The sequence below is a fragment of the Mesorhizobium sp. WSM4815 genome (assembly GCF_055811575.1).
This window is the reverse complement of record NZ_JBVVQS010000088.1, coordinates 80,486-103,772: the sequence shown is the minus strand read 5'-3', so window position 1 is coordinate 103,772 and position 23,287 is coordinate 80,486. Positions and strand designations below refer to the sequence as shown.

General features: G+C 59.1%; 15 protein-coding genes and 1 pseudogene. 7 read left to right on the top strand and 9 right to left on the bottom strand.

The window, feature by feature from the left end:
- Positions 1-116 precede the first annotated feature (116 nt).
- Entirely contained in the window at positions 117-380 is a 264-nt protein-coding gene (locus AC0L2B_RS11380; protein ID WP_473745413.1) for a hypothetical protein, read from the top strand.
- Positions 381-507: 127 nt separating this feature from the next.
- Here AC0L2B_RS11380 and AC0L2B_RS11375 read toward each other — a convergent pair whose 3' ends face one another.
- From AC0L2B_RS11375 to nifA, 4 genes are all read right to left on the bottom strand, one after another.
- The gene (locus AC0L2B_RS11375) at positions 508-1,623 is read right to left on the bottom strand and encodes a Fic family protein (protein WP_473745412.1); all 1,116 of its coding nucleotides are present in this window, start codon (positions 1,621-1,623) and stop codon (positions 508-510) included.
- Positions 1,624-1,924: 301 nt separating this feature from the next.
- Positions 1,925-2,953: an LLM class flavin-dependent oxidoreductase gene (locus AC0L2B_RS11370; RefSeq protein WP_473745411.1), complete on the bottom strand. Its 1,029-nt coding sequence runs from the start codon at positions 2,951-2,953 to the stop codon at positions 1,925-1,927.
- An 86-nt stretch (positions 2,954-3,039) separates the two neighbouring features.
- Positions 3,040-4,194, bottom strand: a complete 1,155-nt coding sequence (gene hisC, locus AC0L2B_RS11365; RefSeq protein ID WP_473745410.1) for a histidinol-phosphate transaminase — start codon at positions 4,192-4,194, stop codon at positions 3,040-3,042.
- 232 nt (positions 4,195-4,426) lie between these two features.
- On the bottom strand, positions 4,427-6,211 hold the full coding sequence (nifA, locus tag AC0L2B_RS11360) for a nif-specific transcriptional activator NifA (RefSeq protein WP_473745461.1): 1,785 nt from the start codon (positions 6,209-6,211) through the stop codon (positions 4,427-4,429).
- Between the two features lie 1,160 nt (positions 6,212-7,371).
- Between nifA and AC0L2B_RS11355 the strand changes: the two genes are divergently transcribed.
- The 3 genes from AC0L2B_RS11355 (at position 7,372) to AC0L2B_RS11345 (ending at position 12,129) form a co-directional block, all read left to right on the top strand.
- Positions 7,372-8,670 carry a dicarboxylate/amino acid:cation symporter gene (locus tag AC0L2B_RS11355; protein ID WP_473745460.1) on the top strand — a complete coding sequence of 433 codons (1,299 nt, stop codon included), beginning with the start codon at positions 7,372-7,374 and terminating at the stop codon, positions 8,668-8,670.
- A gap of 282 nt (positions 8,671-8,952) precedes the next feature.
- A complete protein-coding gene (locus AC0L2B_RS11350; protein WP_065011499.1) occupies positions 8,953-10,017 on the top strand; it encodes a LacI family DNA-binding transcriptional regulator in 1,065 nt (354 codons plus the stop codon).
- 1,428 nt (positions 10,018-11,445) lie between these two features.
- Positions 11,446-12,129 carry a transposase gene (locus tag AC0L2B_RS11345; protein WP_473745409.1) on the top strand — a complete coding sequence of 228 codons (684 nt, stop codon included), beginning with the start codon at positions 11,446-11,448 and terminating at the stop codon, positions 12,127-12,129.
- A 434-nt stretch (positions 12,130-12,563) separates the two neighbouring features.
- On the opposite strand, the gene AC0L2B_RS11340 is transcribed toward AC0L2B_RS11345, so the two are convergent.
- The 4 genes and pseudogenes from AC0L2B_RS11340 to pdxR form a co-directional block, all read right to left on the bottom strand.
- Complete coding sequence (locus tag AC0L2B_RS11340) at positions 12,564-13,406, bottom strand: TIM barrel protein (protein ID WP_065011503.1); 843 nt, start codon at positions 13,404-13,406, stop codon at positions 12,564-12,566.
- A gap of 299 nt (positions 13,407-13,705) precedes the next feature.
- Positions 13,706-14,037 (bottom strand): annotated as a pseudogene (locus AC0L2B_RS11335) (FMN-binding negative transcriptional regulator); the annotation flags it as partial.
- Positions 14,038-15,377: 1,340 nt separating this feature from the next.
- On the bottom strand, positions 15,378-16,100 hold the full coding sequence (locus tag AC0L2B_RS11330) for a B3/B4 domain-containing protein (RefSeq protein ID WP_473745408.1): 723 nt from the start codon (positions 16,098-16,100) through the stop codon (positions 15,378-15,380).
- Positions 16,101-16,279: 179 nt separating this feature from the next.
- On the bottom strand, positions 16,280-17,818 hold the full coding sequence (gene pdxR / locus AC0L2B_RS11325) for a MocR-like pyridoxine biosynthesis transcription factor PdxR (RefSeq protein ID WP_065011497.1): 1,539 nt from the start codon (positions 17,816-17,818) through the stop codon (positions 16,280-16,282).
- A gap of 68 nt (positions 17,819-17,886) precedes the next feature.
- Between pdxR and AC0L2B_RS11320 the strand changes: the two genes are divergently transcribed.
- Both AC0L2B_RS11320 and AC0L2B_RS11315 read left to right on the top strand, forming a co-directional pair.
- Positions 17,887-19,125, top strand: coding sequence for a trans-sulfuration enzyme family protein (locus tag AC0L2B_RS11320; RefSeq protein ID WP_473496081.1), 1,239 nt, complete (start codon positions 17,887-17,889; stop codon positions 19,123-19,125).
- 40 nt (positions 19,126-19,165) lie between these two features.
- The gene (locus AC0L2B_RS11315) at positions 19,166-20,068 is read left to right on the top strand and encodes a dihydrodipicolinate synthase family protein (RefSeq protein ID WP_473745406.1); all 903 of its coding nucleotides are present in this window, start codon (positions 19,166-19,168) and stop codon (positions 20,066-20,068) included.
- A gap of 267 nt (positions 20,069-20,335) precedes the next feature.
- On the opposite strand, the gene AC0L2B_RS11310 is transcribed toward AC0L2B_RS11315, so the two are convergent.
- Positions 20,336-20,584: a DUF982 domain-containing protein gene (locus AC0L2B_RS11310; protein ID WP_473745405.1), complete on the bottom strand. Its 249-nt coding sequence runs from the start codon at positions 20,582-20,584 to the stop codon at positions 20,336-20,338.
- A gap of 647 nt (positions 20,585-21,231) precedes the next feature.
- Between AC0L2B_RS11310 and nodU the strand changes: the two genes are divergently transcribed.
- Positions 21,232-22,917, top strand: coding sequence for a nodulation protein NodU (gene nodU / locus AC0L2B_RS11305; RefSeq protein WP_065011495.1), 1,686 nt, complete (start codon positions 21,232-21,234; stop codon positions 22,915-22,917).
- Positions 22,918-23,287 lie beyond the last annotated feature (370 nt).

The window sequence follows — 23,287 nt, the reverse complement described above, 5'->3', positions numbered from 1 at the left end:
TCGAACGATCTAATCATTCGTGAGCCGGCCTTTCCGCCACCATCCAGGTCATGAGGCGCGACTGCACGGCGAGGTGATGATTTTGACCACGGCTAAGCCACGAGCTGAAGTGCGGCTTGCACTCCGGCAATTGTCCGGAATCGGTAGCAGCGGCCCTCTATTCCTTTGCATCGGCGCGTCACAAGGACGTGATTTGCTTTGCCCATGTAACAAACCAGATGGGCCAGACCGAAGGTGATTTTGAGAAAGGCGGAGCGGCACCGCCGATGCGTTGGCCGTATCGCTTCGGTCGCCCGAAATGCCATGAACATTGCCGACACTTGAAGATAAAAGCACGCTGGGACCGCAACCGTTGCCCTGAAATTCTCAGCGAAATGTAGACGGACCCGTTTAAGTCGGACTTGGTGCCCAGGCTTTGCCCAGCGCGATCCTGAATTCATAGACCTTTGCTTAAAACTTCGCACGTGTCGCTGCGCGAGTAAGGTGGCAATAAATCTGTGCTGCGGTTTACCTGCGGTCATCCAGAATGTTCAGGGCGTAACGCGTGTGTCGCCGTTCGCCAGTTCTTGTCATCGCGCCCTTGGAAACGAGGTCTTGCAGATCTCTTGTCGCCGTCGCGCGCGATGCTTGAGTGATGGCGATGTAATTCTCGGCGCTGAGCCCTCCTTTGAACCCGTCGATGCCTTCGCGGAACATTCGGGCGATGACCTTTTCCTGCCGCTCGTTGAACTGGTTTCGGTAGCGTTCGTAAAACTTGGCTTTAGCTACGGAAAATTCGACGCGGACCAGCGTTACGCGTTGCGCTTGAAGGATCGTGTTGGCAAAGTAGAGCAGCCAATTTGTTACCGCGTTGCTCTTATTGCTGGCCTGCAGGTTGTCGAAGTAGGCCTTGCGGTGGCGTTCGATCGTGTATGCCAAAGCGATGAGACTTGGTTCACCCAGGCTTTGAGCAAGCGCCTTTTCGCAGAGGGCACGGCCTACGCGGCCGTTGCCATCCTCAAACGGGTGGATGCTCTCGAAATAAAGGTGCGCGATACCGGCTCGCGTCAACGCCGGGAGCGGCGTCTTACCTTTAGGCGCGGTATCGTTGAACCAAGCGGTGAAAGCATCCATTTCGGCTTTGACCCGCGCTGAGGGAGGTGCCTCGAAATGCACTTTGGGCTTATCCAGCCGATTGGAAACGATCTGCATAGCATCGGCATGCTGGCGGTAGTTGCCGATGGTCTCGATACGCCGTTCACCCGACATCACCATCTTATGCCAAGCGAAGAGCGTGCGATGCGAGAGGGTATCGGCAAAATGCCAATACACATCGACCATCATTTCAGCGATGCCGCGCTCGGCAGGTGGAATGCGCCTGGTCTCGCCGCCCAGCCCAAGTTGCTGGCGCAGGGATGATTGCAGACTCTCGCGGTTGAGGTACTCGCCTTCGATCGCTGACGTCTTCAAGGCCTCTTCGCTGATAAGGTCGATGCGGATCTGGTCGCGATCGTCGGCGCCGACATGACGAAAGATACCCAGGAACTCGCCCGATCGCAACAGGAACTCGCTTTCCAGCGGCTCCAATTTTTTTTTAGCGTAGGTAAAATGCGGCCAGTCAGCCTGCTCCCAATTCCATACCATGAGTTATAGCGCACCTTTCTATAACTCATAATATCTCAAATAATGAGCTATAGCAATCTTCTCTATGCCTCAGAACAACCGGGGCTTTGCCCAGGTACGCACAAGTTCGCCCTCTCTTGCGAAAACGAAATCGGGGCGATTTCTTAATCGGCAGGCCGGTCGCTCCAAGTATCCAGGGCCTCCACAAGCGTGCGCGCCCTCCACCCACACACCAAGCACTATATCGGCATCGTGCGCGGGACCGGGAAGGTGATGGTGCGCCGGAGAAATTCAACTCCGAAGGCGGAGCGCTCATTCCACGTCAGGTAACTCGAGCCATGATTTCAGATTGGATCTTCCTTGCGGTGTATAGCGAAGCGTCTAAGGACAGATTCCCAAATGCAAGTTGGCAAAGTAGATAATTAGCACCGGCCTCTTCGAGCTGATCAAGAAGAGCTTGTCGCGCGGAAGATGCCGTTCCCACCACGCACAATTCGCTTTCGATTGCTGCATCCAAGCTCAGCGGCAGATTTGGGGGCGTCTGGAGCGCATTGAGGTCGTAGAGGAACCTGAAGCTCTTGAGCCATCGTTCGTAAGCGGGTGCCGCGAGCGCATATGCATCTGTTTCCGATCGCGCGATCACGACCATGCGGAGCATTCCAAGAAATGGCCCTCGCTCGTCCGCGTCGGCACTGCGCACCCGGCAGGCTCGGAATGCATCTGTAATTCTGCGAACAGAAGAGGCAGGTCCAAGGCACGCGATATTGGCGCCACTTGAAGCGGCCCAGCTGGCCGACTCGGGTCTATTGGTGGCGATCCATGTCGGTGGATGGGGGCGCTGATAAGATCTCAGCGTCAAAGGGACGTCATTCAGCTCAAAATGGCGGCCGCGATAGGACAGCGTGTCGCCCTTCATCGCCTTGATAAGGATTTCGCTGGCTTCCGCATAGTGACCTGGCGCCGCCTCCGCAGCAATCCCGAAGTAACCCAGTTCGACTGGGAGAGAGCCGCGCCCTATACCCAGTTCGACCCTGCCACCACTCAACTGGTCCAGCATGCAGATCTCCTCGAACGCACGCAGCGGATGATAAAGGGCAAGGAGCATTACCATCGGGCCGACGCGGAGGTGCCGGGTGCGCTGGACGACGCTAGATAAGAACAGATTCGGCGATGGGCCCCTCCCGTGCGGAGTGCAGTGGTGCTCTGCCAGATGATATGCGTAGAAACCAAGGTGATCGCACGCCTCTGCCAAACTCAGGCGATCGGCGTATTGTCGGGCAATCTCGCAGCCATCCTCGTCCAGGTGGTCGAATATGCCGAAGGTCAGGCCCAGGGGGAAGGCATTCTTCACGCGATTTCTCCAACTCTTTGCAACAGTTCGAGGCTCGCAATGATGCAAGCAAATTCAAATTATCGGTGCGCTTAATGGCCGGGGAGCTATCGACTGGTTAAGGCAGAAGCAGAAGCAGCAGCCGCTGACGGCCGGCACAGCGGGATCGTTTTCTCCGCCCTTCCAGCTATCTCTCTGGCGGCCTCAAGGAATTCATCCATCTCGGTTTTCGTACCGATGCTGACGCGGATGTAATTTTCCAGCCCTGCATCCGGAAAGAAGGCGACGAGTATCTTTTGCGTTTCCAAGGCTGCTTGCCACCATGAGCCTTCCTGCCCCGGTGGCACACGCGCTAGCAGGAAATTTGCGTGAGAAGGTATTACGGAAAATCCGATTTTCGACAGTGCCACCGTCACCCGCTGTCTTTCATGCTTGATGTGCTTGTGGTTCTCGGCATAGGCGGCGCGGTGCCCAAGCACACTGATGCCAACCGCCTGACCGATCACATTCATGTTGAAGACGTTCTGGAGATCCCGCAGCCTGCCAATGACTTCGGGGTGGCCAAGTCCAAAACCGACGCGAATGCCGGCGGTGGCATAGCTTTTCGAGAATGTTCTCAAGATCAGGAGGTTTGGATAGCGATCGAGGAGATGCAGACCATTGTCCGGTGCAAAATCGACATAGGCCTCATCCAAGACAATCAGACGGTCTGATTGCGATACCAGGCGTTCAACATCGGCCACTGGAACAAACGTTCCGGTCGGATTGTTTGGGTTGGCCAGCAGAATGAACTTGGCATCTTTTGCCGGTCCCAAAAGCAAGTCTTCGACGGGCAAGGAATGATCTGCGCACCAACCGATTTCGAGAAATTGAGCGCCCTGCAAACGGGCAAGTTTGCGGTTGAACGAAAACCCCGGCGACATCATCGCCATTCTGTCTCCTGGAACCAGAAAAGCTCTGTAGATAAGCCCGAGCAGTTCAGACGATCCGTTTCCGGCGATCACCTGGTCCTTCGAGACGCCGTAGGCTTCCGACGCTGCTTGCCTCAAGCTGACGTTGTCGTCTTCTGGATATAGATATTGCCGTTCGAGAGCCGCCATCGCACTTTGCATTATGGCTGTCGGCAACGGAAACGGGTTCTCGTTCGTGTTTAGCTTGACGCAACAAGGATCTGGCGCCGGTTTGTCGGATAGCAGAACATCTAACTGTCTCGCTACTTGCGGAAGGGAAGAAAGCACAGTTTGCAGTTTTGCATCAGACATCAATTTTCTCCGTTTCGGTCTCAGTGCGTCCGGCACGAGCTGGTGATCAAGAAGGGCCTGGACCACCGACGATAGCGCTGCCGTCAGACCCAGGTGCACGGTGGGGCGACGACCGCGGGGGCAGCGCGGCCTGTGCGATCCGATCGGAATTGCAGGAGCACCGCATCACTCGTCTCAAGGGCGCCAAGGCACGAATGCTTCGTTGTCCCAGCTACTCGGCTCGGTGATTTGTTCAAAGACGTTTGATCTCGATGCCGTATTTCCTCAACACGTAGCCGATCTGGCGCGGCGTCAGTCCGAGCAGGCGTGCCGCCTTTGCCTGGACCCAGCCACATCTCTCCATCGCCTGGATGACACGTTCGGCATCGGCCTTTCTCGCAGAGTGGACTACCCCGACTAGGTCCAGCGGCGGCTGCCCTTCGGTCGCTGACGGCGGTGGGACGGCGGCAGAACTAACCCCAGCAGCCGGCGGTATGGCCCGAACCACTGGTAGCGGCCCGATCGGCGAAGGTTGCAGCGCGACTTTGCCAACTCTGCAATTATGCAGCGCCTCGGCGAAGCATTTGCCCTGGCAGCATGCAAAGTCGTCTTTCCCGATTGATGGCCCCGCCGCCAGAACCGCTGTCCGATGTACGCAGTTTTCCAGTTCGCGAATGTTGCCGGGAAAGTCACAGTTTATCAGTACTTCGATTGCGCTCGGATCGAACGTCAACATAAGGCCGTTCTCATCGTTGAAATTCTTGAGAAACTCAGCTGCAAGGAGCGGAATATCGCTGCGCCTTTCGCGTAGCGCCGGCACCAGCAAGGGAACAACACTGATGCGGTAGTAGAGGTCGGCACGGAACTCGTTTCTGGCAACTGCCTCTTCCAGGTTCTTGTTCGTGGCGGCAATGATACGGACGTCGACTTTAATGGTCTGGTTGCCCCCGACGCGCTCAAACTCCTGCTCCTGCAAAACGCGCAAGAGCTTTGCCTGGAACGAGGCCGAAATCTCGCCGATCTCGTCTAGGAACAATGTCCCCTTGTCGGCGAGCTCAAAGCGCCCCTTGCGCGAGTTGAACGCGCTTGTGAATGCACCCTTCTCATGGCCGAACAATTCGGATTCCAGCACAGTCTCGGGTAGCGCCGCGCAATTGAGCTTGATGAAGGGCCGCTTGGCGCGCGGGGACAACTCGTGGATAGCCTTGGCGACCAGCTCCTTCCCGGTACCGGATTCGCCTCGCAACAGAACCGCAATCTTGGCCTTGGCTACGAGCGCGACCTTCTCAAGCAGACCGCGCAACGCCAAACTGTCGCCAATCATCCCCTCCACGTGAGTGTTACGCTGCGGGGCCAGGCGCTTCTGCTTTGGCAGGGAGTCCTGCTTTGCCATCGGTTGCTCGCGGTCGCCCTCGAAAGAGCGATGCGACTTCACTGCCTGCCCTACCAGGTTGGCGATTAGCGGGAGCAGACAGAGGCTGTAATCGAGCCAAACTCTTGAGCCATGGCGCAGTACGTGGTCGATGGTCAGCGTGCCCACGACATTTGCATCGACGCGAATGGGAACGCCGATGAAGGACACTGGTATGTCGTCGGAAGCCCCGAGCACGTCCATGTCGGCGGCGGTGAAAGCCGGATGAGACGCAATGTTCTCGGTGGCCAGGGGCTTGTCCGTCGCCAAAACCTGGTCGATTGCATTCCGTGGCAGGTACGTCCGGCAGCGCTCGCTGCAGCTCTCGGTCCGGCCGGCGCCTGCGATGATTTCCAGTTCGCCATCACCGTCGAAAAGAGAGATAATGCCGTGCCTCATCTGCAGAAACGATCGCAGCAGGTCTACAACCTTGGCCAGCCTGACCTCGAGCCCGGAGGGGGCGGTGAGCGCTTTCGAAATTTCGTAGATGCCGGCAAGCGCGCTCGCGCGCGACGGCAGAATGGCGGGTTCCGAGTCATCCCTTTTGGTGTCGTGCAATGATGTGCAGCTTGACGAAGTCTGCTCAGCACTGTCTTCAGATTGGCGACCATTGTCCTGATCTGACATGTCATCCTCGATCTTGGGCCGCGACAGCAACGCCGCGCCATCTGGACCTGCGATGTCCCCCCGCGTAAACGCATCATCAGATGGCATCAGGGCCCGAGCCACCGATGGCCGGCAGCAACAAGAATGTCTTCGCACCGCGAGCCGCAGCATGATTGGCGCACTTGCTTGCGGGTGGGAGCCGCTTACCGGAACGCTTGAGACGTTGATGCGGGTCGTCGTGATGTGTCGGCGGGAGGACGCCAGAGTTCCGCAGGCGACATACTGCCTTGCATAAGATCACGTGTGGGTCACGGTTTTGGGCGTCGGTCAGGCCCTGACGAGGGGCAAGCCCGAAAGACGCCGGAGGCAAGGCTTGATGCATGGGCTTGGCTATCCTTACTGAACTGAGGCGCGGTTCAGGCTTCCGGAGCGCAACCACACGTTGCCCTACAGAGCGGGAATGAGGATGGCTAGTCAACCGAGCTTTCCTCGCATTTCTGAAAGGAAAGCAGGAGGACATGATAGAATTCCATCAACTGAGATTTGCCGACAGATCGATCTTGAACGGCAGAGTTACCCCGGCGTGTTCACGCATGCCCGGCGCGGTGAGCGTACGGAGGTCGACGCCTCCGGGATGCTGTCGGCGTTAGGGCGGCTGCGTCGGACACTACGGCCCGAAGTGTCGTCGAGCGGCCAAAGTGTTCGCGCTATGAAGCATCTTCTGAGTCGCACCGATGCGCGCCAGGTCCGGTGAATCATTCGGTCTTATCGACGACCCGTCGGGACGCCACGGCTGCAGCGGGAGCGCGGTAAGAGCCAGCCTCGTGTAGGGAATCCTCCACTTCCGTGCCCGGCCGGGTCGCAAATGCGACAAAGAAGCGAGCGAGCACAGCGGATGCCAGAGTTAGCGACTGGTGGCTGTCAGGCTAAAGCAATGGGTGCAAAGCTGGCGTTAGTGCGGGATTTCGCCCGAGATGACGGCAACAGTGCGGAAGCTCGCACAACCCACCCCTACTGAGGCTGCCTCACCGAGCGGAGGAATACGCGTATTTCGGCGCGGGCCCCACTTGGCACGACACTTGCTGTCGAAATGCCAGCAGCGCGTGACCGGAGCGCCGCGATGGGAGAAGCGCGGGAGGGAGGAGGCCCCCACCGCGACCCGGTCAGGGAGAGAAAAGCTGTTGGTTTCACCAATCCGAAGCGCGGGTCCTGCGCCCCGCAAGGCCTTCTACGCCCAGCCCTACATTCAGGTGCTTACCGCCATCGCACTCGGTGTCGCAGTTGGGTATTTCTACCCGGACGTCGGCGAGAGCCTGAAGCCGCTCGGCGATGCCTTCATCAAGCTCGTCAAGATGATCATCGCGCCGGTGATCTTTCTAACCGTGACGACCGGCATTGCCGGTATGAATGACCTCAAGAAGGTCGGCCGGGTCGCCGGCAAAGCAATGATCTATTTCCTCACCTTCTCGAGCCTCGCATTGATTGTCGGTCTCATTGTCGCAAATGTCGTTCAGCCGGGTGCCGGCCTGAATATCGATCCGGCGTCGCTCGATGCCCAGGCCGTGAAGGGCTATGCCGCCAAGGTCCACGAGCAGTCGGTGACCGGCTTCCTGATGAACATCATTCCCTCGACGATCGTTAGTGCCTTCGCGGAGGGCGACATCCTGCAGGTCCTGTTCTTCTCGGTTCTGTTTGGCATCGCTCTCGCGATGGTCGGCGACACGGGCAAGCCTGTGCTTTCTTTGCTTCAGGCGCTCCTCGCGCCGGTGTTCAAGCTGGTCGGCATTCTGATGAGGGCCGCGCCCGTCGGCGCTTTCGGCGCCATGGCCTTTACCATCGGCAAATATGGGATCGGTTCGGTGGCCAACCTCGCCATGCTGGTCGCGACGTTCTATTTCACCGCCTTCCTCTTCGTATTCGGGATTCTAGGCGCGGTCTGCCGATACAACGGCTTCTCGATCTTTTCTCTCGTGCGCTACATCAAGGAAGAGCTGCTGCTGGTCCTGGCAACGTCCTCCTCGGAGGCCGCACTGCCTTCGCTCATCGCGAAGATGGAGAACGCCGGCGCGAAGCGTTCCGTCGTGGGTCTCGTTATCCCGACTGGATATTCCTTTAATCTGGACGGCACCAATATCTACATGACGCTCGCCGCCCTCTTCATCGCCCAGGCAACGAACACGCACTTGTCGATTCCCGATCAGATATTCCTATTGCTTGTCGCGACGCTTTCCTCGAAAGGTGCCGCAGGTATAACAGGGGCCGGCTTTATCACCTTGGCTGCTACGCTCTCCGTAATACCAAGCGTTCCCGTTGCTGGGATGGCCCTCATCCTTGGCGTGGACCGCTTCATGTCCGAATGCCGAGCGCTGACGAACGTAATCGGCAATGCGGTGGCCTCGCTGGTTGTCGCCCGCTGGGAAGGCGAACTGGACGAAACGCGCATGAAAGCTGCCTTCTACGGGAGCTTGCCGAGAGATTAAACCGACCACGCGCCCCAGCAAGATTGCTGCAGCGCGACCAGCCAAGTCGCCGGCTCATCAGCCACCAAACAATCGGCTCGCCGGGTCTAAACAGCGGTTCGCGGGCCACAGATCAGAAGCATCAAATGCGGTGAGGACAAGAAACATGCACGCCCTATGGAAACGGACCGCAGACCGAGACGCGCCCGGGTGCGCCTGGAGCGCTGATCAATGTATAGGCCGTCGATCGGGGAGGATGCCGAAACCACTTTGCCGCCCCAATCCGTCGCCGGCACGCACCGGATGACGGAGCGCCAGCCGATCAAAATCGGAGCGACGGCAAAGCGCCCTACAATTGCCGATCTCGCCCGCGAAGCGGGGGTGAGCGTGGCAACGGTCGATCGGGTGCTGAACGCTCGCCTTCCGGTGCGGGAGGAGACCGCGCGTCGCGTCCACCACGCGGCCCACGCGATCGGCTATCATGCTGCGGGACTTATCAAACAGCGCATGGGAAAGGACCTGCCCCGCTACCGGCTGGGCTTCATCTTGAGGAAACCGGCCCAGCATTTCTACCAGGAGTTCGCGCGCGAGGTCGAGGCGTCGGTCAGTTCGGCCCACTGCTTCCACGGCATTCCGCTCATCGAATTCGCGCCGTCACATTTGCCTGGGGATCTGACGGCACTCCTTAAGGATCTTGGTAGCCGATGCCACGCGATCGCCATGGTGGCGCCAGATCACCCGAAGATCACGGCAGCAGTCGAGGAGCTCAAGGCGAAAGGCATCCCGGTCTTTTCGCTACTTTCTGACTTCGCCGCCGGCGTGCGCGAGGGCTACATAGGTCTCAACAACCGCAGCGTCGGTCGGACGGCAGCTTGGATGTTCTCCAAGGTCGCTAAACGGTCTGGCAAGGTGGCCGTGTTTGTCGGCAGCCACCGTTTCCAGGGTCATGAGCTGCGGGAAAGCGGGTTTCGTTCCTATTTCCGTGAGAACGAGCCAGCATTCGAGGTGCTGGATACGCTCGTCAATCTTGAGAAGCGACAGATCACCTACGAGGCGCTGCTGGATCTTATGCAGCGGGAACCTGAGCTCGTCGGCTTCTACATGGCCGGCGGTGGCATGGAGGGGGCTATCTCCGCGCTCCGGGAAGAGGGCAAAGGCCAGGATCTCGTCGCGATCGTGAATGAAATCACGCCGGAGTCGCGGGAGGCCCTCGCGGACGACATCATCACGATGGCGGTGGCGACGCCACTGCGCCGACTTTGCCAGGAGCTGATGTTGCTGATGGATCGCGCCATCAGGACCGGCACCGCGGAGACGCCGGGGCAGACATTTCTCCCGTTTGACATCTATCTGCCGGAAAACATCTGAAATGATGTGATCTATCGCCATGGCCGACATTCCTTTCATAAATGCCCGCGCAGTCCACTCCACTCGGGACAGTGTGCGCATTTCAAATGAAGTGTACGCTCTGCTCATTCAGATCGAGGCCGAAGCCGTGCTGGGGGATCTCCTCAATTCAATCACGTTAGATGAAGCTAAGCGTGAAGCTCTTACAAAGGAGCTTCGCCAGTTGTGGGAGCAGCGCTGCATTCGGCTGCATCCCTCACAAGCTGCTCGCGTCCGCCGATCGTTTGCTGGACGAAGCATAACGGGCCTACCAAAATGGCTCTTTCGCTTCATGCGGTGTTCCGAACAGGAGCGGTGCGTTGCCCAGAGTCGGACCGCTCACTAATGGTCGGGCGACGCCGAGGCCGGTCGGGGGCAGTTTTGGCGCCGTTTTACAGCAATGCTTGCTGATGGCTCAGCGAAGTCCCCCGTGATCGCCTGGCTGCCGGAGAGGCAACCAGGCGTGCGTCCTTCAGCATTCCCAAACCTCACCGTCGACATCACGGCCATGATCGGCCTTGAGAACGCGCCATCGATCGAACGCGAAAAGCGGGTTGGCAGGCCTTCAGGAGGAGGCGAACACAAGTGAAGCGGCTTGAAGCTCGGCGTGAAAGGGGAAACAACTTTTCCGGACATATCGTGAGCGTGGCAAACTCGCTCCCAAGAGGTATAGCGGCCCGGTGAAGGCTCGGGGAATTTATGCACTCCGCGGGCCACGAAAACGTCCTGCCCAGGGCAAGCCTATATTGGCTTTCCCGATTGCGCACGACGCCGCTGCGTGGCTCCGCAAAATTCACTCGGTCAGTACCGGGACGACCTTCCGACCAAGCGGCCGCCGCGGTACTCGTGAAAGAAGGGTCGCCCCAGCAACGACGGCGGCGACGAGTAGCTTCGGTCAGGCTCCGTTCTTGTCGAAGAAGCCTGTCATGCTCTGCCGCTGCCGGACGACGCTCGATGCGAGTTCGACTCGGCTCGTGCCCTCGCCTCTCCCCGCTCGCCAATTCTGCGCAGCTGTCCGTTCTTCGGCGCCAATCGATGTCGGTAATCAGCGGGCTAGCGTCGGTAGCACCGGCCTTCGGAGGTATGCCGTCCTGCACTGCCAGCGCAGACTGGATCGCAGCTCTTGAGCAGATCCTTTCAGTTCGGATGCCAGCCGTCGCTCTACCATCGAAAACACGGGAGATAGCTTTTGCATGCTGCAGGAATCCACCATCTCCTCGGTCCCGAGATGGCATTGCATACTTGCTCTTAGGTGCTCATAGGAACCGGTCTGTTCCGGGGTGTGCGTCGCCAGCGGGGCTTGCTCGGGCGGTCGGATGCATATAGCTCGGCTACAGAAGAAGCGGCCAGACCTTCATTCGTCGTCTGCCGCGACTTCCTGCATAATTCGTGTTCAACAAGGAACGACCTATGAGGCGGCAGTCCCGAGCATTCACGGTGGAGATCAGACAGAAGCGCAGTTCTCAAAAACGGAGTCGTTCGATCTGGAGCGATGTCGATCTTACCGCAGCAATGGCCGAGACAACAAGGGAACTCGAGGAGATGGAGTTGCCAAATGGTCGCCCTGTTGACTCAAGTGTTGTAGCGCTTGATGCTGAACACATGCACAAACCGCGAGCGGAGTATCTCATGGCAAATCCCCTGGACGCAGAATCAGTAACAACTGCAACGCAACCGGCAGCCAAAGTAGAGAGGCCTCAAAAGAAGAAAGCCCAACGGTCGCCGAGAGCGAAGGCTGAGCCCGGGCCGCCTGCTCGGAAGAATGCGCCCAATGCGGCGTCTCAGGCGGAGGAAGCACCAGCAGCGACCGTGCGGACCGGACGTAAGGTCTACTCTGAAAAGGAGCGCGCCCAGATGCTCGCCCTGATACAGAAGTCTATCAGTGGCGGCGCCTCCCACAAGAGCGCCGTAAAGCAGGCCGGCATTTCAGAACAGACCTACTACCAATGGAAGAAAGCTGCGCTGCCTGCATCGGTTGGTGACGATCTGAAGGACCTCGTCGCGCTTGAGGAAGAAAACAAACGACTGAAGAGCCTGCTCGCGGAACGCCTGCGCAAGGAGAACGCGGAACTGAAGAAGAAGCTGGGGTTTTAATAACGCTGAATCCCAGATCGGAGCGCCAGAATTCTTGTCCGACGCGCTATCCGAGAGCCCATAACTGCGGGTCTGGCACCGGCACTTCTGGTCGGATGAAGCGGGTCGTCGGTGAATCCCGGAGAGGCCGCCTAGGTGAAGCAGCTGCTGCGCGACCGCGGTCCTAGAAAAAGATCACCTCAGGACCACCTGCGATTGGCTTCGCGCACTCGCCCTTTGTCCGCCATCAGTTGCTCTTCGTCCGAAAATTCCGATAGTCCGTCGCCCTCAGCATCAGATCCAACCTTCGCCTTGCGGGCCCATCGAACTGCCGCGGCCGCCCAAGGCAGTCCAATGGCCAGTGTTGACAATGGTGATCCGGCAAGCATCTGCCTGCATGAGCGGGACATAGGAGCGATCTCGAATGACTACTCCGCTCAATTTGTCTACGCGCCTTAGACCGGCACTCGCGCCAGTAGCCCGTGTCGGATGAGATCGATGCTGGCGGCAAATGCGCCTGCAGAGTCATTCAATGCGTGGACTTCCTCGACGAGCTCAAGAGAAAAGGGACCCGTATAGCCGCCATCAAGTAGCGCCCGGATCTGGCTGCAATTGTCGGAACCTCCCAGGAGGCGATCCGGGTGAACCCACAAGGTTGGATCGTTTATGCCTGAAATGTGCACGAGACCGGTCAGATCGCAGAAGAAGGACGTCTCGCCGGCGAGTGTGTGGTGGAATGTATCGTGCACAAGCCGGAAGACGGACTGGCCATCAACCCAGGCAATAGCGTTAGCCGCTTCGGTCTTCGACCGAAGCGAGGAGGTCTGGAAGCCAAGCGGTTCGATGAGCCCAACCAGACCCCGTGACTGAAGTATCGGCTTGAGCGCCTTCAAGGCGACGCGGAGATTGCCATTGCGCTCGCCATTGGCGGACCACGAACCGTCGTTCACCGGCACCAGCATGAGCGCCTGGGCGCCACAGGCGGCCGCATAATCGGCGAGCTTGCTGGCCTCGGCCTTGCGGGCGGGAGTCCATTCGTTGAACCGCTGTAGGGCGTTGACTGAGATGATCGTGACGCCCGCTTCGGCAGCGGCAGACCGAACCTCCGCCGGCGGCTTGCCGCGCACAACAGCCTTACTGCAGGGATTATTCCGGATTTGCACGTCGGTCAGACCGAGATCGCGGGCGAGCGCGAAGAACGTCCTGACGTCAAGCCCGGGCGTCGCCATGTGGTCGAGAGCAAACCGAAGTGGCGCCTGGCGCACGGAGAGGCTTTCCTCCATGAAGGCGGCCGCCATTCTCGGCTGACTGGCTTCTGCCGTTTGTTGATTTACGAGGCCGAAATGATCGGCATAGGCAGGCGAATCAATCGAACTGACCCGCTCTTTATTCACACGATTGTGCTTCATTGTGAGCCGACTTTCACGCAGCGGATACTACCGCGCCTCTTGAGAACATTGATCTGCTAGGCGAAATGACCGAAGATCGATCGAGGCTATCCAGCTGCTTCCGCAGAGTAGGCGCCAACCCGGAAAGATGCTGAACCGATCCGGAGCCAAACTGATGTGGCAGGCTGCTTCTTCGTAGCGAGGCCGATGCCCAGCGCGATCATAGCGCGTCCCTTCCAGGTCGGCACAACCTTCCTGGTTTCCCGTTTGGCCGCATACCACGCCGGGTCACGTAAGCATCCGGCCCCATGAAGGTGGCCAAGCCATCGCTCAGCGGCGGAACACGGCACTGCGGATTGGCCTTCGCGAGCTGGCCGTAGATCACGCCGTGCTCGCCCTCGCTTTCATCAAGCAAGAGGGGCAGTGACGAGGCGAAAAGTCATTGGGCCGTGGCAGTGACGAAGTTCGCCAGCGGCGCTGCGCGGACGCTCGCTCGCAGGAAATCGATATCATCATCTCGGAAGGCTGGAGGGGTGTACATCGGGGGAACTCCTTGTGTGCATTGCAGGTCAGATACTTGCAATCTGGCCCTCTGGAAACAGCCAGTTCGTTGCAATTGAAGCCGTCCAGTTGGTGAAGTGGCATGGCGGGGGATCATCGGGCTAACAATTTGGCGGTCCAACAATGAGGCCCTCCGGCTTCTGCGCCCCCGACATCTCTTGGCTTCGCCCAACCGTCCGTGGCTCCGCCGTCGCCAGCGTACCGCTACCGATCGAGTTGCCGGCGATAAAGATAGAATCAGGGGCAGCCTTTCTGGCGGCCCTGATGGGGTGCTGTTGAAGACACCTACCCGGAGATGGCGCATCTCGTGCGGCTCGTTCAAGGGAGGAGGAGCGGCCAGTGCATTATGGCCCACGGTCACAAAGAGCGCATGCTGCTGCCGATCGAGCGGGGCACGGCGCCCGGTGCCGTGATGCCATGCTGTCGGCCGGCCTGCTTAGCCGACTGCGCTATGCATGTAGGTCGGGCGGCAGCAGGGCGTCGCTGCGGTGGCTGGCCGTTCCCGGGGCAGCACGCGATTACCCGACGTTGCAGATCCATCGGATTGTCGCCGAGACTGCAAAAGCGCCAACCCCGTAAAGGGGCCCGGCCGGCACACGCTGCGTCACAGCTTCGCCAAGCCTGGAGGCCGGCGCCGAAGTCGGAGTTACCCGGGTCCTGCTGGGGCTCGACCCGCAGATATGCTGCAGGCCAGTCAGCTCGAGAACTTAGCCTTTTCAAGGAGGCGGAGAGCTCGCCCGACGGGTGAGCGTGCGGCGACTCGATCGAGATCGCTCCGTGCTGCCCGGCCTGCCTATCAGGTCGCGTATGCAGGCCAGCTCAGCCTCGGCAGCTCAAGGTCATGTCGGCGATCGAGCACTGCCGCACGGCAGGTGTTACGCGGCCAACGGCAGATCGGGCACAACTGCCGTGGTCGTCACACACGTCGATGAGGCAGGCGGAAATGGATCGTGATCCGCATCCCCCTCGGCGGAGAGCGAGTCTCCCCAAGCATGGCAGATGTCTCGCAACCGCTTCGATCCGAATTAATCCGGCTTTCGCGACGAGATGTATGAAGGCTCGGAGTGCCAGGACTGAAGCTCGCCCCGGAGCGTCTGACGTCGAGATTGATCAAAGCAGCAACCCGAAGAGGTGCGCATCTTTGGACCGTGGCTACACTGGGTCGATTCGAATTATGAATGCGGTGCACCTTCCGCTGGCCTGTACGAAATGGCCAGAGGGGTTACCTCCTATCGACCTTCGCAGCCCCAGGAGACCCAGCTCGCAAAGGAACGCAGACTGCTTGGAGTGAACCGATTATCATCGGGGCGGGCACGTTCCTCAACCGACCCGCCTGTCGAGACTAGCGACCGAGGCTTTAGCGGTGGTGATTTCCTGCTTGTAGACCTTACACCCTGGTGCCAGCTCTCTCAGACCGCTCACGAGCATGTTAGCCGCCTGCTCGAGCGCCTTTTCCGGCATCGCTGCCAAGCTTTCCAAAATAAACCACATGCGGCCGCCCACCGTCTCCAACCGGGTGCGCGTGCTCTGCCGCCAATTCCAGCGGCGACATGTAGCTCCCAGATCGTCGCGCCAGATGACCTCCCCCTTGGAAGCGCTTTCGACGACCGCTTCCCCATTCAAAACAGTGTGGAAGGACTCCGTTCCTACGGCAATCGTCAGCCGCGGTTTGCCGACATATGCATCGAAATTTTCGCCGCCAATGGGTATTGAGAAACGCAGGCTCACTGCATTGTAGAGGTCAACGACAGGATTTATTGGTGGGATGCGGCCATCCTTCTCCACCCGTTTTTTCAATGCCTGCGCCGAGCACGGCGTCCGGTTTGGTTTCGCGCCGAACCGGACGTATGCCTCCGCCCAATTGGCCAAGTGCGCTTCTCCCCAGGCGGGTCCCCCCGCTCGGGCGAAATCGCAAGCCTCTCCCAACACGTCCCGAGCCATGACGCCTCGCGCACTGTCCTCTGCATCAACAAGAATGCTGATTGCGCGAAAGTCAGGTGCGATCTCTGCTATTTCTTCGTCGATCAGCGGAAAATCCAACAACGCTTCCTCCTTTAAGCCGGCCGCGATGGCGCCTCTGCTTCCACTGGATTTTAGAGTCTCCTCAAGAATTCCTTTCCCCAGGTCCCAGGGTCAGAGTACTGCCCGGACCCGGACTGGCCGACAGAGCCAGTCCTGGCAAGTCTTGCTGGTCTGCGATCACTGCCGGCGTGACTCCGGGGTCACGAGCCAGGCCCGTTCGCTGTCAGGGCGGGTATTGAGCATCTTGCCGAATCCTTGGCAAAGCTTTTTACCCGTTGGACAGCGCCAGTAAGGAGCCGAACGCCATTCTCGATCTGCCGAATCGTCAGGGCGGAATAGCCCATCACCAGTCCAATCCGGTCAGCACGGCCTTCATCTCGGATGTACAGCAATGAAATCGGATGGATGCCAACCCCGACCCGCCGCGCCTCTTCAACCAGGACGTCCTCCAGCGACCGAGAAAGATCCTTGAACCAGACGACGACATGCAGCCCTGCATCGGCCCCCTCGATGGCAATGCTGTCTGCGAACGCGCGTCGAAGGACGGCAAGCAGTGCCTCTCGCCGCTCGCCGTTAAGACGGCGGACGCGGCGGACATGGCTTTCATAACCACCGCTCTCGATGAGTGAGGCCAGGGCCTCCTGTTCCGCGACCGGAGAATGCCTGTCGAGAAGCTGCTTGGCCATCGCAAAGACATCTTGCAACTCGGCCGGAACCACCAGGTAGCCGATGCGCAGCATCGGCGACAGTGTCTTGGAGATCGTGCCAACATAGATTACGGAACTGCGGTCTTCCAGCTTGTGCAGCGGGGGCACCGGTCGAATGTCGTACCGGTACTCGCCATCGTAATCGTCCTCGATAATATAGGCGTCATTGCGCCGAGCCCATTCGAGGAGCTGATACCGCCGCGAAATCGACAAGACGGCGCCGAGCGGGAACTGGTGCGACGGGGTGACATAGGCCAGCCGCGCTGGGATCTCCTGCAGCAACTCGGTCTTCATGCCCTCGCTATCGACGGCGACAGCGACGGGCGTGGCTCCTGTGCTGGCAAAGACTTGGCGCGCCATTCTATAGCAGGGATCCTCGATCACGAAGCTGTCAGAAGGATCGAGCAGCAGGCGCGCGCACATATCGAGGCACTGCTGTGATCCGCTGACGACGAGGATCTGCTCGACCTGGCAGCTAAGCGCTCGGGCACGCCACAAATATCCCTGCAGCGCCTGGCGCAAGCGATGCGAGCCGCGTGGATCGTGATAGGCCAGCCTTCCGGGGCTTTGTGACATCGCCGCGTTCATCGCACGCTTCCACGTCAGCGCCGGGAAATCAGATGGGGCGAGGTCGCCATAACGAAAATCGACCTTGAGGCGGTTGGGGAGGTAATCGCGCCGTGGCGGACTGGCGCGCAGTCGCTCGCCGTAACAGGAAAGGTGGATCGGGCCAGTCCGTTTCGGCACCGCGCTGGTCTCTTTACTCCGGACTAGCGAAGATGCAACGCGAGGTCTTGCGCCTTGAATGACCTCGATGAAACCTTCGGCGACCAGCTGATCATAAGCCACGGTGACGGTGGTTCGCGACACACCGAGTTCATTTGCGAGGCCGCGTGACGACGGCAGCTGGCTGCCCGTTTCATAGATCCCACCCAGGATCTGCTCGCGAAGAGCTTCGCAGATCTGGCGCGCGCCGAGACCTTGCGAGCGAGCTGCCGACGCTTCAGGAGAAGGCTGGACCATTTCTTTCATCGCCAACTGGACGTTCCATCTGAGTTAGTGTGACGGCATTGTCCCCGAAATCAAGAGGGTTAAAGCCGATGACCAGCGCCGAAGATCAGCTTGAAGCCGAGGCAACATCAACGCCGTCCCGGAACGACGTCGGTCTCGCATTCGCCACCCGGGCCATCCATCATGGCTACGATCCGGCCGGCTTTTCCAATTCTGTTCAGACGCCGGTGTTTCTTACATCGACGTATGGATTTGAAAGCGTTGCAGCAAACGAAGCCGTCGCAGCGCTTGGCGGAAGGCTCTACGCACGCGAATACAACCCGACCACCGAGATCCTCGAAAAGCGGCTCGCCAATCTCGAAGGAGCCGAAGCTGGGCTGGTACTCGCCTCGGGGATCGCCGCCTTCGGCACGCTGATCCTTTCGCTGCTTTCGCAAGGTGACGAACTCATTGTCCACAAGACACTCTATTCAAATACGCTCGCCATGGTCGAGCAGGGGCTGCCGCAGTTTGGCATCAAGGTCGTTGCCGTCGACCTGTCGAATCCGAGCAATCTCAATGGCGCCATCACTGACAGGACCCGGCTCGTGTTCTTCGAGACGCCAATCAACCCGCTGAGCCGTATCCTCGACATCGCTGCCATTGCCGAACACGCCCATTCTCGCGGCGTGAAGGTCGCCGTCGACAGCACCTTCGCCTCGCCCGCCCTCCAGCGTCCGCTGGAACTCGGAGCCGACATCGTGATCCATTCGCTGACCAAGTACATCAATGGCCATGGCGATGCTCTGGGCGGTGTGATACTGGGCGATGCGAAAACACTGCACCTGCTGCGCGAAACTGGCCTGCGCTATCTCACCGGGGCAGCGCTCTCGCCCATGTCGGCGTTCCTGATTTTGCGCGGGTTGAAGACACTCACGTTGCGTATGGAGCGTCACAGTGTCTCTGGGCTTGCGGTCGCTCAGGCGCTTGAGGCGCACCCGGCTGTGGCTTGGGTTAGCTATCCATTTCTCGGCTCTCATCCCGACCATGAGATCGCGCGCAGACAGATGTCGCAAGGCTCGGGTATGTTGGCTCTCGGCCTCCAAACGGGGTTCGAGGGCGCGCGCCGTATGATGGACCGGCTCAAGCTGATCATCAGGGCGGTCAGCCTCGGCGACGCTGACAGTCTCATCTATCATCCGGCAAGCCTGACCCGCTCGCGCAAGTCAATCCGCAAGGACGCGCATTTGCCTGACGGAGTCGGCGACGACCTCATGCGTCTGTCGGTAGGGCTCGAAGACGCCGCCGATTTGATCGCGGATCTAGAGCAGGCGCTGGACGGGGTCTGATGCCCAACGCTTCACCCAATCTAACAACGGGAGCTTCAGCATGGCTTTCCTGAGCGGCCTTTCGGCCTTCCCAATTACGCCAAGCGACAGTGACGGCGGCGTCAATGTCCTGGCGCTTCGAAAGCTGATAGCGCGGCTTTGCGCAGCAAAGGTGGATTCCATCGGCCTGCTCGGTAGCACCGGCACCTACATGTATCTGTCGCGCGCGGCACGCCGCCGGGCGATTTGCGAGGCGCTGGACGAAACGCGTGGACGAGTCCCGCTCGTGGTGGGCGTGGGCGCTTTGCGCACCGATGAAGCGATACACTATGCAAGGGATGCGAAGGCCCTTGGCGCAGCCGCGGGGTTGCTCGCGGCTGTTTCCTACACCCCGCTCACTGACGACGAAGTTTTCGAGCATTTTTCGACAGTGGCGCGCGAAAGCGGCCTGCCGATCGTGATCTACGACAATCCTGCAAACACGCATTTTCGCTTCACGCCAGCGCTCATCGAGCGTCTGGGACAGCTGCCTGAGATCCTCGCTATCAAAAACTCAGTCGACAGGGGCGATGCTATCAAAGGCCAACTTGCGCACCAGAAAAAAATTGTGCCGAAAGGATTCTCGATCGGCTACAGCGGCGACTGGAATGCCACCGAGGCCCTGATCGCCGGCGCCGATACATGGTACAGCGTCCTCGGTGGCATCTTGCCCGATCCCTGCCTGAGGATGGTCAGAGCCGCTCAGCACGGCGACCACGCAGAAGCACACCGGATCGACGCCACCCTGGCCCCGGTTTGGGAGCTTTTTAAGACGTTCTCGAGCCTTCGCGTCGTCTACGCAATCGCCGAGCTCCTCGAAATCTGTTCCGCCGAGCCCCCACGGCCAATCAAGCCGCTTTCCGCTGCCGCGAAGGGCCAGCTCGCCGGCGTCCTGGACCGCCTCGGATCAGGTGTTGGATCGTAAGCCGCGCAACTTCATATTGCCGAGGGAGAAATGTACGCACCGACCCTTTCGATGACTAGCCGAGATGTTCTCCATAATCTGATCGGGAACAATGCGCGGCGTGCTGATCACGACGCCAATCACGTCCTCGTCAACGTGTTCGATTGGCAGAACGTCTTATCGGCGAGGGAGGTAGGCTTTCCGAGGCCGCCAACGCCTACATTTCTCCGGAAGAGTGTGCAGGCCAGACGACTTCCACTCGAAGCATCAAAGCCTTGATGACAGCATTCATTCGCTGCGCAGGATCTTTGCTTCAAGCGCGGCTGCCACAAAAGCCCTTCGAGCAGCAGGTGGATGGGCCTCACCACGCAATACCTGCAGACAAGCGTCCATCGCTACCCTCCGTTTCTCGGTCCGATGATGAAGGGCACGGATCAGGATAGCGGCCGCCTGGTTGACATCGAATACGATACGCTCAGAACTGTGGCGGCCAACCTGAACAACGACCGCCCTCTCAAATCTGTGCAAGCCGGTCATCTCTCCGCCCCCCAAGGCGATCATCCGTCAATAGGGCCCAGGGTCGTCTTCTTTGCCGAGCCGACACTGCATCTGTGAGCCGAGACAATGCCCTTTTGACCGACCCCGCGCTAGCCTCACACGCGCTTACCCGCTCTGTTCCGCTGCCGATCTGCAGGCGGGATCCATCGGTTGTCGGAGGTTGTTCCTCCAACATGACGGCGCGATTCAAAAAGCCGAATAGGCCCTTTGGGCGCTGCCCTCGCCATCGAAAATCTTGTCGATGACCTAAAGAGTAGCTTGATCAGGGAAGGCTCTCTTCTAGCGCGACAACCTTCGTGCTCAGCACGCGCGCTCGGTGCCGAGGGAGCGGCACCTCCCGTGGCGCGGGTGATGTGTGACCGTGCACATCCTTGCCCAGCGCTTGCGGTGGCGAGGCCTTCTACAGTGCCGCACAGCGATGCCTCGCAATTCTGGTGATTTTTGCGTGTCAGCCATTTTGTTCTAGATCACGCGGCAGACCTGATCATTCACCGCGCGGATGCCTCACATCCAAACAATCTAATTTACCGGTTCCTCATGATCCTGCATAGCGCGACAAAACCCACGGCTATGTTTTCCAGCCGTTTTCTGCGGTTGCTCTACGGTCACCTCGACAAGGATCTGCTATGCGCATTTGCGGTATCAAGCTGACTCACGACGGGGGAATTGCTGTCGTGGAAGACGGCAGATTACTCTTTTGCATCGAGATGGAGAAGCTCGACAATAACCTACGATACCAACATATCGAGCGGCTTGAGACGGTCGTCGCCGTTTTGACGGAAAACGGGCTTGCTCCGCGCGATATCGACCGGTTCGTTATTGACGGATGGGACGGTGAAATCCAGTCAGAATTCCAGGTTCTGAGTAACGGCTCCCCTATCACTCTCAACGGCGCGCCATATGTGGAGCGGGACGCCGAAGATCCCCTGACAGCCTATCAAGGTTCCGGTCTCATGCTCGACAGTGGGGTATGTTCTTATGAAAGCTACCCGCATGTTGTTGGGCACGTGGCTTCCGCATACTGCACCAGCTCATTCGCCAAAGCTGAGGAACCGGCATTTTGTCTGGTATGGGACGGCTGCATCTTTCCGCGGCTTTACTACGTCGAGCCAAGTGGAGTCCGATTTGTTGGGTGCCTGTTTCCGATGATAGGCCATGCCTATGCGGCCGTGGGCCAACATTTCGGTCCTTACAGGCGAGAACTGCGGACTGGCTGGAATCTCGGTATCGCCGGCAAGTTGATGGCCTATATTGCGCTCGGAGTGGTCCATGAACACATCGTGAATGTGTTTCAGGAGCTTTACGACGACCATTTTGCCTGGGATACGGACCTTGCTTTTGGCTACGGGAACAACAGCCACAGCGAAGACGCGTTACTCACGGCTGTGCACGACTTCTTCGATGCAAGCGCGTCGCGGCTAATCCCCGAAACGCCCGAGGACATACTTGCTTCGTTCCATGCCTTCGTGGAGCGTCTTCTCGTCCGGGGAATGACAAGGGCGCTGCGTGGGTACTCAGTCCCCAAAACCCGAAACCTGTGCATCGCCGGCGGATGCGGGCTGAACATCAAATGGAACAGCGCCCTTCGGGCGAGCGGTTTGTTCGACGCAGTCTGGGTGCCTCCGTTTCCAAACGACAGCGGATCGGCGATCGGTGCCGCTTGCTGTGCGCTGGCCGCCGACAAAGGTTTCGTGAATCTCGACTGGTCAGTCTACAGCGGGCCAAATGTGAGCCATGGCAAGGTTCCGCCTGGTTGGCAATCTGCTGCTTGCAGCCTGAAAGAACTTGCCGGCGTGCTCGCCGACAACAAGCCTGTGGTGTTCCTTGCAGGTCGCGCAGAGCTTGGTCCACGTGCTTTGGGAGGCAGAAGCATTCTGGCGGCCGCAACTTCGCCGGAAATGAAGGACCATCTCAACAAAATCAAAGTTCGAGAGCATTTCCGACCGGTAGCGCCAATATGCTTGGAGGATCGTGCACCTGAGATGTTCGATCCCGGCACGCCGGATCCTTACATGCTGTTCGATCACCGAACCCGTTCGGAGTGGAAAGAAAAAATCCCGGCGGTCGTCCATCTCGACGGGACTGCGCGCCTTCAGACAGTTTCGAGAACTTCTGAACACCCAATTGCAGAACTTCTGATAGAATATGAGAAACTCACGGGCATTTCGCTGCTCTGCAACACGAGTGCAAATCTCAATGGACGTGGTTTTTTTCCGGATGCGGCTGCCGCCTGTGAGTGGGGATGCGTAGACCACGTTTGGTGCGATGGGTTGCTGTTGACCAAGACAGGTGCAAGTCAATTCGAGGGCTGAGCGGCGGGCTGTAACGAACTTGAGTTACCGCGCTCTAGCGCTGCAATGGCCGGCAGCATCGCTGAGGGAGCCGGATACTGCGGGTGCGTGCGGTTACGGCTTTTGAAAGTGCCCTGATCTGACGAACGAATCTGATCGTCATGGCCGATAAAGCGCCGAGACTGTGCTGTTGAGCTGGCAAGCACGCGAATGCTTTTGCTTAGCGATGTGAATGGAGGGTTCGAACACCAGGGCCTGCACCGCCCTGCCGACCGGCACGCCATTCGTCTGCTGCGGTGGTGACAAGCTTGAGCGAATTAGCTGTTTGAGCTCCTTCTGCCAACGGAATCCCGCATTGCCTGCGCCTGCCGCGTTAATCCCTGGAAGCGTC

Coding starts and splice junctions, on each gene's coding strand:
- nifA (WP_473745461.1), bottom strand. CDS start 6,211: ATGTCAGATCAGGACAATGGTCGCCAATCTGAAGACAGTGCTGAGCAG.
- nodU (WP_065011495.1), top strand. CDS start 21,232: ATGCGCATTTGCGGTATCAAGCTGACTCACGACGGGGGAATTGCTGTC.
- AC0L2B_RS11340 (WP_065011503.1), bottom strand. CDS start 13,406: ATGGCGGCCGCCTTCATGGAGGAAAGCCTCTCCGTGCGCCAGGCGCCA.
- hisC (WP_473745410.1), bottom strand. CDS start 4,194: ATGTCTGATGCAAAACTGCAAACTGTGCTTTCTTCCCTTCCGCAAGTA.
- AC0L2B_RS11310 (WP_473745405.1), bottom strand. CDS start 20,584: ATGACCGGCTTGCACAGATTTGAGAGGGCGGTCGTTGTTCAGGTTGGC.
- pdxR (WP_065011497.1), bottom strand. CDS start 17,818: ATGAAAGAAATGGTCCAGCCTTCTCCTGAAGCGTCGGCAGCTCGCTCG.
- AC0L2B_RS11320 (WP_473496081.1), top strand. CDS start 17,887: ATGACCAGCGCCGAAGATCAGCTTGAAGCCGAGGCAACATCAACGCCG.
- AC0L2B_RS11350 (WP_065011499.1), top strand. CDS start 8,953: ATGACGGAGCGCCAGCCGATCAAAATCGGAGCGACGGCAAAGCGCCCT.
- AC0L2B_RS11315 (WP_473745406.1), top strand. CDS start 19,166: ATGGCTTTCCTGAGCGGCCTTTCGGCCTTCCCAATTACGCCAAGCGAC.
- AC0L2B_RS11375 (WP_473745412.1), bottom strand. CDS start 1,623: ATGGTATGGAATTGGGAGCAGGCTGACTGGCCGCATTTTACCTACGCT.
- AC0L2B_RS11345 (WP_473745409.1), top strand. CDS start 11,446: ATGAGGCGGCAGTCCCGAGCATTCACGGTGGAGATCAGACAGAAGCGC.